Source organism: Nocardiopsis xinjiangensis YIM 90004 (genome assembly GCF_000341145.1).
In the GTDB taxonomy this organism is placed as follows: Bacteria; Actinomycetota; Actinomycetes; order Streptosporangiales; family Streptosporangiaceae; genus Nocardiopsis; species Nocardiopsis xinjiangensis.
Genome location: NZ_ANBE01000057.1, coordinates 41679 through 53525, shown reverse-complemented (window position 1 = coordinate 53525; position 11847 = coordinate 41679). Strand labels below are relative to the sequence as shown.

Below are 11847 nucleotides of genomic sequence, written 5' to 3'. Positions count from 1 at the left end.
CGTCTCCGGTTCCTCCGGTACGGCCTCGGCCAAGAAGGAGGCTCTGGAGGCTGCCGGCGTCAAGGTCGGCAAGACCCCCAGCGAAACCGCTCAGCTGGTGCGCGAGCAGTTCTAGGGACCGCTTCACGTTCNGCGGGGCCGCCGTCGTTTCACGCCCCCTCGATACCGCGGCGCCGGTCGCGGAACGAGCGGGTGATCTGGACGGCGGCCGGGGTGAGAACGAACACGAAGAAGAACCCGAGGAAGGCCAGGACCGAACCGGTGCTGCCGTTGACCATCGCGGGCAGGCCCCAGATGAGGAAGAAGAACCCGCCGAGCCCGGCTAGCGAGGCGAAGTTCGTGTCGCGCTCGCGGTCCTCCTCGTCCTCATCCTCCTCGTTCCGCTTCTTGTGATGGGCCGTGTCCTCTGTGCCGAGTGTGGCTGGAGGAATGACGGTGGGCGCCGGTGGTTGTCCGACCGTGCTCGGCCAGAGCTGCTGGGGCAGGTCGTCGAAGAGCGGCCGCAGATCCTCGTTGGTGCGGGCCTGCAAGGTCTCCTGCGTGCGCTGCCCGTGCTCGTCGACGGAGAACCGTCCCTCCTCCAGGGCCGTGCGCAGGTGACGGAGCGCTTCGTCGCGTTCTGTGTCGGAGATGAGGTAGCGCGGGTCACTCATGGCGGGCCTTTCAGGGGATGAACGTCTCCTGTGTGACGTACCCGTCCCGAACCCCGTTCCCCCACGGACGACACGCGAGCACAGGGTCCCCTGGCGCATTCCGGTGCCTGGCAGCATAAGTCGGGTGAGTACGCCAGGATCACCCCCCGACCATGCCGAACTTCCGCGCCCCGTCTACTCCACCGGTGGTGTGGCTGCCGCATCCGCCGCGGGTATCGGACTCGCAGCGCTGATCACCCTGACCATCGTCGGCTGGGTGGCCGCCCCGCACGACGCCTTCGCCGACGAGATCGCCGAGCTGCTGCAGGGCGCAGTCCTGGCCTGGCTCGTGGGTCACCTCGTCCCGTTCGGGATCGAGAGCGCTCAGGTCTCCCTGCTGCCCCTGGGCCTGGTCCTGCTCCCCGGGGTCCTCCTGTACCGGGCCGGTCGGTGGCTGGCACGCAACTGCGAGGTCGCGCGCCTGCGCCACGTTCCCCGGGCGGCCGTCGCCATCGCCGGTCCCTACGCCGCGATCGCGGGCACGCTGGCGCTGCTGGCACGCACCGAGCTCGTCGAGCCGAGCATGCCGTGGGCACTCGTCATGGGATTCGTGATCGCCTTCGTCGCCGGTGGGCTCGGGGTGTTGCGCCAGCTCATGCGCGACAAGGAGGTCACCGCCGGTGCGCTGTTGGACCTGATGCCCCCTCGTGCGCGCTCACTCATGGTGGGTGCGCTGGCCTCGACCGGAACCCTCGTGCTCGGCGGGCTGTTGCTCTTCCTGACCGGGTTGGCCGTGGGCATGCCCGAGGCGATCGACACCACGAGTGCCCTCGGCCCCGGGTTCGTGGGCGGGGCGTTGCTGCTGCTGGTCCAGTTCGCCTACCTGCCGAACGCGGTCGTGTACGCGACCAGTTACTCCCTCGGTCCGGGCTTCGCGCTGGGAGAGATGACCGTCGTGGCTCCCACCGGGGTGTCGGTGGGGCCGCTGCCGCTGCTTCCGATGCTCGCCGCGCTTCCGGAGAACGGTCCCGCGCCGATGCTGTCGCTCGGGGCGTTGGCGGTGCCGTTCCTCGCCGGGGCCCTGGGCGGGATACTGACCCAGCGCAGTGCCCCTGACGTGGTGAGCGAGGCCGCGCCGTTGTGGGGGTTCGTCTGCGGGATCATCACCGGCATCACCGTGGCGGCGCTGGCCCTGGTCACCGGAGGGTCCCTGGGGTCCGTACGGCTGGCCGAGGTGGGGCCCTCGGCCTGGCAGGTCGGTCTCGTCGCGGTCCTGGAGGTCGGTGTGTCCGCCGCCGTCGCCGCCTGGATCGCCAACTGGTGGTACAGCCGCAAGCTGCGTCTGGCCGGGGTCGAACCCGGATCGCCGAACGCCCGCCCCACCGCACGCGGCCTTGAGGAACCCGGGCCCGACCCCGTCACCGGACCGTCCGAGGGACAGACCGCGGCCGAGCCTTCCTCTTCGGTCCCCGTCGGCGAAGGGTTGGCCACGGTCACCACGTTGCCCCGGCGAGAGGAAGACCCCCCGCAGAGGGGTGGTGCCGGTCCCGAGAACGGGACCGAGGCCGCCGAGAGCCGTGAGGCGCGGCGCCGCAACCGGGAGGGGCACCGGCGCGACCGCGCCACGGAGCGTGCCGCGCGCCGGGAGGCTCGTGAGGAGCTGCGCTCGCACCGCAAGGCCGACAAGGCCGAGCGGCGCACGCGTGGCGGGCGCTGGTGGAAGCGCCGTCCGACCGAGGACGAGGGCGAAGACCTGTTCGGTATCACCTACGAGGCCGGGGACCCCCCGAAGGACTGACCCCGGGACCCGCCTCACGCCAGAAGCGGCTCGGGGACTGGCGACCTGTCACCCGTTGGGGGCAGGTCGGCTCAGCCACGCGAGGGGCCGGGCATCAGGGCGGGTGCACGGTGCTGGGGCCCGTGTGGGGAGGAGAGACCTCGGGGCCGGGTCCGCTCGCGCGGAGCCCGGACCCGTGCGCGCTCACCCCTGGGCCGGCTTGAGGTCCGGTTCGAAGATCGCGGAGACGAAGTCGGTGCACCACTTCAGCAACTCGAGGTCGCGTAGCGGCTTGCCGCCGATACCCCCGGCCTTGGGCACGGGAACCAGCAGTGTCTTCGTGGCTTCCTTCACGATCGTCTTCGGGTACATGCGCCGCAGCCGCAGTTCCTGCGACTCCCGCAGGTCGGCGACGGCGGGCCCGGAGAACCGGATCTGGTTGCCCTGCAACGTGACGTCGCCGAGTCCGGCCGCGGTGGCCAGCACACGGAAGCGCGCGACCGCCATGAGGTTGTCCACCGGCTGGGGCGGGGGCCCGTACCGGTCGCTGAGTTCCTCGTGGGCGGCGTGGATGTCCTCTTCGCTGCCCACGCTCGCGATCCGTTTGTAGGACTGCAGCCGCAACCGTTCGCCGGGCACGTAGTCGTGCGGGATGTGGGCGTTGACGGGCAGCTCGACCTTGGCCTCGACGGCCTCCTCCGTCGAGGACGGGTCGCCCTTGAGCTCGGCGACGGCCTCGCCGACCATCCGCACGTACAGGTCGAAGCCCACCCCGGCGATGGTCCCGGACTGTTCGGCGCCCAGGATGTTGCCGGCGCCGCGGATCTCCAGGTCCTTCATGGCCACGTACATGCCCGCACCGGTCTCGGTGTGCTGGGCCACGGTCGCGAGCCGCTCGTAGGCGGTCTCGGACAGCGGCCGCTCGGGCGGATACAGGAAGTAGGAGTAGGCGCGCTCGCGTCCACGTCCGACGCGTCCGCGCAGCTGGTGGAGCTGGGAGAGGCCGTAGGTGTCGGCGCGGTCGATGATGAGGGTGTTGGCGTTGGGCACGTCGAGCCCGGACTCCACGATCGTGGTGGAGACCAGCACGTCGTAGTTCTTCTCCCAGAAGTCGACCATGACCTTCTCGAGCTGTTGCTCGTTCATCTGGCCGTGGGCGTAGGCGATGCGTGCCTCTGGCACGAGCCTGCGCAGGCTCGCCGTGACTTTCTCGATGGAGGAGACACGGTTGTGCACGAAGAAGACCTGGCCCTCGCGCATGAGTTCGCGACGGATCGCGGCGGCGATCTGTTTCTCCTCGTAGGGCCCGACGAAGGTCAGCACCGGGTGGCGTTCCTCGGGCGGGGTGAGGATCGTGGTCATCTCGCGGATGCCGGTCATCCCCATCTCCAGGGTGCGGGGGATGGGTGTGGCGGACATGGCGAGCACGTCGACCTGGGTGCGCAGCCGCTTGAGCTCCTCCTTGTGTTCGACACCGAAGCGCTGCTCCTCGTCGATGATGACGAGGCCGAGTTCCTTGAACCGGGTCTCGGAGGAAAGCAGCCGGTGGGTGCCGATGACGATGTCGACCTCGCCGGTGCGCAGGCCCTCGCGGGTCGCTTCGACCTCACCGTCGGTCTGGAAGCGCGAGAGCGGTTTCACGCTGACGGGGAAAGAGGCATAGCGCTCGGCGAAGGTGGACATGTGCTGCTGCACCAGCAGGGTGGTGGGCACCAGTACCGCGACCTGTTTGCCGTCCTGCACGGCCTTGAAGGCGGCCCGCACGGCCACCTCGGTCTTGCCGTAGCCGACGTCACCGCAGATGAGGCGGTCCATGGGAACGGTCTTGCCCATGTCCGCCTTGACCTCTTCGATGGCGGCGAGCTGGTCGGGGGTCTCCACGTACGGGAAGGCGTCCTCGAGTTCGCGCTGCCAGGGTGTGTCGGGGCCGAAGGCGTGCCCGGGGGAGGCCTGGCGTGCGGAGTAGAGGCGGATGAGGTCGCCGGCGATCTCCCGGACGACCTTGCGCGCGCGGCTCTTGGCCTTGTTCCATTCGGCGCCGCCCATCTTGGACAGCGTGGGCGCCTCGCCGCCGACGTAGCGGGTGACCTCGCCGAGCTGTTCGGTGGGTACGAAGAGGCGGTCGCCGGGTTGGCCGCGCTTGGAGGGTGCGTACTCGATGAGCAGGTACTCGCGGGTGGCGCCCTGGATCTGGCGGCTGACCATCTCCAGGTAGCGGCCGACCCCGTGCTGTTCGTGCACGACGTGGTCGCCGGGCTTGAGCTGGAGCGGGTCGACGGTGCCCTTGCGCCGGCTGGGCATGCGCCGCATGTCGCGGGTGGAGGACTTCTGCCCGGCCAGGTCGGTCTCGGTGAGTACGACGGTCTGCACGGTCCGCAGCAGGAACCCGTGGTCGACGAGCCCGGTGGTGACGGTGGCGACGGCCGGGCGCGGGGGTTCGGTGAGGTCCTCGGTGTGGTGGGCGCCGAGCCCTGCGTTGCGGAGCATGGACACGAGCCGTTCGGCGGGCCCGTGCCCCTGGGTGACGAGTACGACGCTCCAGCTGTCGTGCAGCCAGCCCTTGATGTCGGCGAGGGCGCGTTCGGTGTCGCCGCGGTAGGAGTCGGCGGCCGCGGCCCCGATGGTGACGGCGTCCTCCTCCTCCGGGACGGAGGCGTCGCCGGAGGTGAAGGGGGTCAGCCCCCACCAGGGCAGCCCGGCTTCGGCGGCGGTGGTGCGCAGCTCGGAGATGGACATGTACGCCGACCCGCCCAGGTCGATGGGGGCTTCCCCACCGGAAGCGGCGTTGATCCAGGAGGCGTCGAGGAACTCGGCGCTGGTGGCCTCGAGCTCGAGGGCGCGGGTGCGGATGCGTTCGGGGTCGCAGCCCACCACCATCGCGTTCTCGGCCAGGTAGGCCGGCAGGGGTTCCATGTGGTCGGCGAGGACCGGGGCGAAGGCCTCCATGCCCTCGACCGCGACGCCGTCGGCGATCTTGCCGAGGACCTCGGCGAGGGAGGGGTGTTGTTCGGTGAGGGCGCGGGCGCGTGAGCGCACGGTGTCGGTCAGCAGGAGTTCGCGGCAGGGCGGGGCGAACAGCCCGGAGGCGGCGTCGCCGGTGCCGTCGGCGGCGGGGTCGATGGAGCGCTGGTCGGCGACCTGGAAGTAGCGGATCTCCTCGACGGTGTCGCCCCAGAACTCCAGCCTCAGCGGATGTTCCTCGGTGGGCGGGAAGACGTCGAGGATGCCGCCGCGCACGGCCATGTCGCCGCGCTTCTCGACGAGGTCGACACGGGCGTACCCGGCGTCGGTGAGGGCGCCCACGACCTCTTCCATGGGCTGTTCGTCATTGGGGCGCACACGCACGGGTTCGAGGTCGCCGAGTCCGCCCACGAGCGGCTGCAGGACACTGCGGATCGGCGCGACCACCACACGCAGGGGTGTGGTGAGCGGGTCGTCCGGGTCGGGGTGGGCCAGGCGGCGCAGGACGGCCAGGCGCCGGCCGACGGTGTCGGAGCGGGGGGAGAGGCGCTCGTGGGGGAGGGTCTCCCAGGCGGGGAAGAGCGCGACGGAGTTCTCGGGCAGCAGTGAGCCCAGCGCGTCGGTGAGGTCGGCGGCTTCCCGCTCGGTCGCGGTCACCGCCAACAGGGGGCGGCCGGCGCCCTCGGGGGCGTCGGCGGCCAGAGCTGCGACCGTGAAGGGGCGTAGCGCCGCAGGGGCGACCAGGTCGAGGTGGGGATCGTCGCCGCGGCGGGCGGTCTCGATCGCGCTGTGCAGCGCCGGGTCCTTGGCGACGTCGGCGAGAAGTCCAAAAAGGCTCATAGCACCAGAAAGTGGGAGTGGTCCGGCTGACGGGCGGATGGTCGTGGCCCGAGGAACGAGACGGCTGCGCGAAGAGATGTGCGTAGAGGCCGCCCGGCTCCTTCCAGCTTATCCGGATCGGATCGTTCGCGCGGCGGCCCTGTGGACAGAGCCGTCGGCCGGGATCGCCGGACGCCGTCTCCGCGCCCCCGCGCCACGGGCCCTCAGGCCGGCCGTCCGTGGGCCAGCTCTGGTGAAAACCGCCGATGAGCTGCGGTTATTCCTCTGTTGGGAGTGCAGGGAACGCGGGTAGCGGGTGTCGGCATACGCTTGGGTCCGTTTCCGTCGAGCTGCTTGGAGAGGACACACGTGGTGAGAGAGGACAGGGAGCCCGAGGAGACCGGCGGGGAGGGGACACCCACCTTGACCCCCGGACCGGAGGCCCTCGCGCACCTGGAACTCGTTCTGAGCGGGGCGTGTCCGCTCTCCGGGTTCATGACCCGGGCCGAGGCCGAATCCGTGGAGCGCCACGGTCGCCTGCCGGACGGGCGTGCGTGGCCGGTTCCGGTCACCCTGGAGGTCCCCGAGTCCCTCACCGGGGCCGAGCGTGTGCTCCTGACCGATCCCGAGGGCACCCCCCTGGCGGAGCTGCAGGTCTCCGAGCAGTGGACGGCGGAGGACGGCTCCCGGCGCGCCGCCGGTGAGGTGGAGCTGGTGCGCCCTCCCATGTACGGGGCTCTGCGCGAACTGCGCCTGACCCCCGCCGAGGTGCGTGGACAGCACGAGGTCGGACCCTTCCCGGACCGTCCGCTGATGGCGGTGGTGACCGACCGTCCGCTGCACCACCGGGTCCTGCACCAGATCCGTACGTGCGCCGAGGAACTGGGGCGTGCGGAGGTGCTGGTCCTGATCGACACGGGACTGCTGGAGGAGAACACGGCCGGTGCGGTGCTGGCGGCCGAACCGCTCCTGCCGCCCCGCACGATCTTCGTGGCCCTCACCCTGCCCCGGGACCGTTCCGGCGACGGCTTCGGGGGCCGCTGGACCCCGCGCCAGACCGGCCTGGCCGCACACGTGGCGGCCGCCTACGGCGCCACGCACGTGCTCGTGGAGGGCGGTACGGAACCGGAGGCGGCCGAGGGCGGGGCCGAGTACGTCGTGCCCGGCCCCTGGTGTTTCGACGAGGACGGGCAGCTGTGGTCGCCGGCCGAGGAGGTCCCCGAGGGGACCGCCCGGGCCGAGCTCACCGACGACGAGGTCGAGACCGAACTGGCGCACGGGCGCGAGCTCCCGGCCTGGTTCACCCCGGCGCGTGTGGCCTCCGAGATGGCCCGTATGCGCCCGGCCCGTACCCGCCGAGGCCTGACGGTGCTGCTGTCGGGCCTGTCGGGGTCGGGCAAGTCCACGATCGCCCGAGGGGTCCGCGACGGCATCAGCCGTTCGGGACGCACCGTGACCCTGCTCGACGGCGACGTGGTGCGGCGCCTGCTGTCCAAGGGGCTGACGTTCTCCCGCGAGGACCGTGAGCTCAACATCCGCCGGATCGGTTACGTGGCCTCGGAGATCACCCGGCACGGCGGTGTGGCGGTGTGCGCGCCCATCGCCCCCTACGAGGCGGGCCGGGCCGAGGTGCAGGCGATGGTGGAGGAGTTCGGCGACTTCTTCCTGGTGCACGTGGCCACACCCTTGGAGGTGTGCGAGGACCGCGACCGCAAGGGTCTGTACGCCAAGGCACGCGCGGGTGAGATCCCCGTGTTCACCGGGATCTCCGACCCGTACGAGACCCCGGCCGGCCCGGATCTGGTCGTGGACACCACCGACACCGATCCGGCCGAGTCCGTGGCCGAGGTCCTGGCGGCCCTGCGCGAGGGCGGGTGGCTGCCGCAGTGAACGGGAACCGGGCCGGGGAGGGCCCCCGCTCCGAGGACGGAACGAGGAGGAACGCATCGATGGGTGAGGTGCCCGGGCACCGTGTCCTGCGCCTGGTCGAGGTGATGGACACCCTGCGCCGCGAGTGTCCCTGGGACCGCGAGCAGACGCACGAGTCCCTGGCCAAGTACTTGGTTCAGGAGGCCTACGAGACGCTGGAGACCATCGAGGAGGGTGATTACGCGACCCTGCCGGAGGAACTCGGCGACGTGCTGCTCCAGGTGGTCTTCCACTCCGCGGTGGCCGCGGAACGCCCCGAGGGCGACCCGGGCCGTTTCACCGTGGACGACGTCGCCGACGCGATCGTCGACAAGATGACCCGCCGCCACCCGCACGTGTTCGGTGGGGTCGACGCCGCCGATCCGGACGCGGTCAAGGCCAACTGGGAGACGATCAAGGCGGCCGAGCGCGCGGCCGCGGCCGAGGCCTCCGGGACAGGACCCACGTCGGTCCTGGACGGGGTGCCCTTCGCCCAGCCGGCGGTGCTGCTCGCCGACGAACTCCAGCGCCGCGCCGTGCGCAACGGGGTGCCGGCCGACCTGATCGACGATGACGGCGGTGCGGGCGGTGGCCTGTTCACGGAGGTCGCCGGCGAGCGTGCCGCGGGCCACGACGCCGAGACGGACCTGAGGTCGGCGGCCCGCCGGTTCGACGCGCGGGTCCGGCGGACCGAGGCGGCCGCGCGTGCCGACGGCCACGAGCCGCGTGAGCTCGACGAGGGGCAGTGGCGTACCTACTGGGCCCGGACCGGGGATTGAGGCCGAGCCCCTCACCGTGCGGGCGGCCCTGCGCGGTCCGGGCCACGCCCCGGCGGCGTTCGGTGTCCGGGGCCCTACGCCGGCGGGCACGCAGCGGCCGCCCCGGCACCGGGGGTCAGCGACCGCGTTCCCGTACGTCGATGACCTCGGTGGCCGGGTCGCCGGGTGCGGTGCCCGGGGCGAAAGTCTGTTGCGGGCGACGGGCGCTCTCGCTGATGGTCAACCACAGCCCGATGATGAGCCAGTTGGCCATCAGGGCCGAGCCGCCCGCCGACAGGAACGGTGTGGTCATGCCGGTGAGCGGGATGAGGAGGGTGGCGCCGCCGAGCACGATGAACACGTCGAAGGCGATCAGGAACGCGTAGCCGAACGCGGTGAGTTTGAGGAAGGGGTCCTTGGCGCCCAGGGCGATGCGGAACCCCCGTTGGGCGAGCAGGAACAGCAGCGCCAGTACCGCGATGAGCCCGGTCACGCCGAGCTTCTCCCCGATCGAGACGAGGATCAGGTCGCTGTCGGCGGCGAAGATCTCCTGCGCGAACCCGTCGTTGAAACCGGTCCCGAAGACACCGCCCTCGGCCAGCGCGAACATGCCCTCCACGACCTGGAAGCTGCCGCCGACCCGGTTGTAGACCTCCGGGTCGAAGGCGTCGAGCCAGATCTCCACCCGGTTCTGCACGTGTCCGAAGAGCAGGTAGGCGGCGTAGGCACCCGCGGAGAAGGCCACGAGCCCGATGAGGACCCAGGACTTGCGGGCCGTGGCGGCGTAGAGCACTGCCAGGAACGTGCCGAACAGCAGCAGCGACGTGCCCAGGTCGCGGGTGCCGACCAACAGCAGGATCGCCATCCCCCAACCCACCGCCATGGGTGCCAGGTCGCGCGCCCGGGGCACGCTGAAGATCTTGAACCGGCCGATCCGTACCGTGCGTGAGACGGTCGCCAGCACCTCGCGTTGCCGCCCCAGGTAGGAAGCGAGGAAGACCACGAGCAGGATCTTGGCGAACTCCGAGGGCTGCATCGTGAACCCGCCGGCTTGGATCCACCGGCGCGCGCCCAGCACTTCGTGGCCCAGTGGTGACAGGGGCAACAGGAGCAGGAAAAGGGCAGCCAGGGCGAGGAGGTAGGTGTACAGGCTCAGCCGCCGTGGTTCGCGCACGAGGGCGACCGTCGCCCCGCACAGGACCGTCCCGGCCACCGCCCACAGCATCTGCCGTTGTGTCCCGGTGCCGTCCGGGTCGCCGGGGCCGGTCGTCTCCAGGACCCAGATCATGGTCAGGCCCAGACCGGTGAGCGCCAGGGCCACCGGCATGACGATCGGATCGGCGTAAGGGGTGACGAAACGCAGGAGCACGTGGAGGGCGGCCCCGGCGCCGCCGAGCACGAGCGCGGGGGTGGCGAGTGTGGGGTCGAGGCCGCCGGTGACGGTGAGCGAGGCCGTTCCGAGAGTGAGGACGATGAAGATCACCGAGGCCACGAGCAGGCGCAGTTCCTGGGCCCGCTTGGGTACCGGTGGCAGGACACCGTCGGTGGCGGTCGGTTCGGTTCGGGGCTCAGCCATGTGCGCCATGTACCCACCATCCGCCTGTGTGCCGCGGCCGTCCTCGGGCGACCGCGGCGACCGGGCCATCGGGGGAGCTCTCCCGAGGAACTATAGGCCGCCCGGGACCGGTGTGCCGCTCAGGCGTGCCGGGGCGGGTCCTGTGGGGCGGGAGCGTCGAGGTCGATGGCCTCCGCGGCCCGCGCGACCCTGGTGTCCAGGCGGGACAGCGTGGTCAGCAGGGGCCCCAGGCGCAGGATGGCGTTGCGTGTGGCGAGCCCGAGGCGGGTGCGCGGCGCGAGGAACCCGAGCCCGGTGTCGGCGATGCCCTGGTTTGCGCGCACGTAGGGGCGCATGCGGGCCTCGTAGGCCTCCAGAGCCGGCTCGGGCGTGGTGTGCCGCCCCAGCTCCTCGGCGAGCACGTGGGCACCCACCATCGCCAGTGTGGTGCCCTGCCCGGACATGGGGGAAGGGCAGTAGCCGGCGTCGCCGAGCAGCGCGATCCGTCCCCGGTGCCAGCGGTCCATGTGGATCTGTGTGACCGAGTCGAAGTAGAAGTCCGGGGCTTGGGCCAGCTCCTCCAGGAGGCGGTCGCTCTCCCACCCGGCACCGGTGAAACGCTTGCGCAGGTAATCTTTCTGGTCCTCTTCCGGAGCGCGGTCGAGCCCGCCCGGCTCCGTCTCGTGCGCGAGGAAGACCGCCTTTGCGCCCTCGAAACGGGGCGAGTGGATGAGCCCGCACCCCAGACCGGGGGTGTTGTACAGCTGTGCCTCCCGGTCGATTCCGAGGTGGTTGGGGACCGTGCTGATACTGATGAGCGCGCCCAGGTAGTGGGCGAAGTCCTCCTCGGGGCCGAAGGCGAGCGTGCGTGTGGTGGAGTGCAGGCCGTCGGAGCCCACAACCAGGTCGAACGTGTGGGGTTCGTGGTGGCGGAAGGTGACGTGCACCCCGTCCGGGCCCTCTTCCAGGGCGGTGACGGTGTCGCCGTAGAGGTACTCGGTGTCCGCGGGCGTGGCCTCGCGCAGGATCCGGGCCAGGTCGCCGCGCACGATCTCCAGGGAACGCCCGTGGCCGGTGTCCATGGTGGGGGAGATCTCGGCGCGCGTCCGCCCGTCGGGGCCGACGAAGTGCACCCGTGAGGTCTGTGTGAGGTGCTCGCGGATGGTGCCGAGGATCCCCATGCGCTCGGCGACGTCGACGGCGGCGCCCCGGACGTCGACGGCGTGCCCGCCCGGGCGTGGAGCGGGTGCCTTCTCGACCACGGTGACCCGCATACCGCGGCGGTGGAGCCAGTGGGCGAGGGTCGGTCCGGCAACACTCGCGCCGGAGACGAGCACGGTGCGTACGGCGGTCATGGCCGTTCAGCTCCTTGCGTTCGCACGAGCCCTCACGGTAGATCGGTCCCTTGTCGGCCGCCAAGTAACTTTCCGAGCGGCC

General features: G+C 71.2%; 7 protein-coding genes and 1 pseudogene. 4 read left to right on the top strand and 4 right to left on the bottom strand.

Annotated features, from left to right (window positions below):
- A pseudogene (locus tag D473_RS27355) lies at positions 1-115 on the top strand (succinate--CoA ligase subunit alpha); the annotation flags it as partial.
- A gap of 34 nt (positions 116-149) precedes the next feature.
- On the opposite strand, the gene D473_RS0122720 reads toward D473_RS27355, so the two are convergent.
- On the bottom strand, positions 150-653 hold the full coding sequence (locus tag D473_RS0122720; protein WP_017611339.1) for a DUF1707 SHOCT-like domain-containing protein: 504 nt from the start codon (positions 651-653) through the stop codon (positions 150-152).
- A gap of 124 nt (positions 654-777) precedes the next feature.
- Between D473_RS0122720 and D473_RS0122715 the strand changes: the two genes are divergently transcribed.
- On the top strand, positions 778-2430 hold the full coding sequence (locus D473_RS0122715) for a cell division protein PerM (RefSeq protein ID WP_033353869.1): 1653 nt from the start codon (positions 778-780) through the stop codon (positions 2428-2430).
- Positions 2431-2613: 183 nt separating this feature from the next.
- Here D473_RS0122715 and mfd read toward each other — a convergent pair whose 3' ends face one another.
- Entirely contained in the window at positions 2614-6210 is a 3597-nt protein-coding gene (gene mfd / locus D473_RS0122710; RefSeq protein WP_017611337.1) for a transcription-repair coupling factor, read from the bottom strand.
- A gap of 348 nt (positions 6211-6558) precedes the next feature.
- Between mfd and cysC the strand changes: the two genes are divergently transcribed.
- Both cysC and D473_RS0122700 read left to right on the top strand, forming a co-directional pair.
- Complete coding sequence (gene cysC / locus D473_RS0122705; RefSeq protein ID WP_017611336.1) at positions 6559-8079, top strand: adenylyl-sulfate kinase; 1521 nt, start codon at positions 6559-6561, stop codon at positions 8077-8079.
- Between the two features lie 59 nt (positions 8080-8138).
- Positions 8139-8876: a MazG family protein gene (locus D473_RS0122700; RefSeq protein ID WP_017611335.1), complete on the top strand. Its 738-nt coding sequence runs from the start codon at positions 8139-8141 to the stop codon at positions 8874-8876.
- A gap of 115 nt (positions 8877-8991) precedes the next feature.
- Here D473_RS0122700 and D473_RS0122695 read toward each other — a convergent pair whose 3' ends face one another.
- On the bottom strand, positions 8992-10431 hold the full coding sequence (locus D473_RS0122695) for an FtsW/RodA/SpoVE family cell cycle protein (RefSeq protein ID WP_026127220.1): 1440 nt from the start codon (positions 10429-10431) through the stop codon (positions 8992-8994).
- Between the two features lie 119 nt (positions 10432-10550).
- Positions 10551-11765: an FAD-dependent monooxygenase gene (locus tag D473_RS0122690; RefSeq protein ID WP_017611333.1), complete on the bottom strand. Its 1215-nt coding sequence runs from the start codon at positions 11763-11765 to the stop codon at positions 10551-10553.
- Positions 11766-11847 lie beyond the last annotated feature (82 nt).

Coding starts and splice junctions, on each gene's coding strand:
- D473_RS0122690 (WP_017611333.1), bottom strand. CDS start 11,765: ATGACCGCCGTACGCACCGTGCTCGTCTCCGGCGCGAGTGTTGCCGGA.
- D473_RS0122695 (WP_026127220.1), bottom strand. CDS start 10,431: ATGGCTGAGCCCCGAACCGAACCGACCGCCACCGACGGTGTCCTGCCA.
- D473_RS0122700 (WP_017611335.1), top strand. CDS start 8,139: ATGGGTGAGGTGCCCGGGCACCGTGTCCTGCGCCTGGTCGAGGTGATG.
- D473_RS0122720 (WP_017611339.1), bottom strand. CDS start 653: ATGAGTGACCCGCGCTACCTCATCTCCGACACAGAACGCGACGAAGCG.
- mfd (WP_017611337.1), bottom strand. CDS start 6,210: ATGAGCCTTTTTGGACTTCTCGCCGACGTCGCCAAGGACCCGGCGCTG.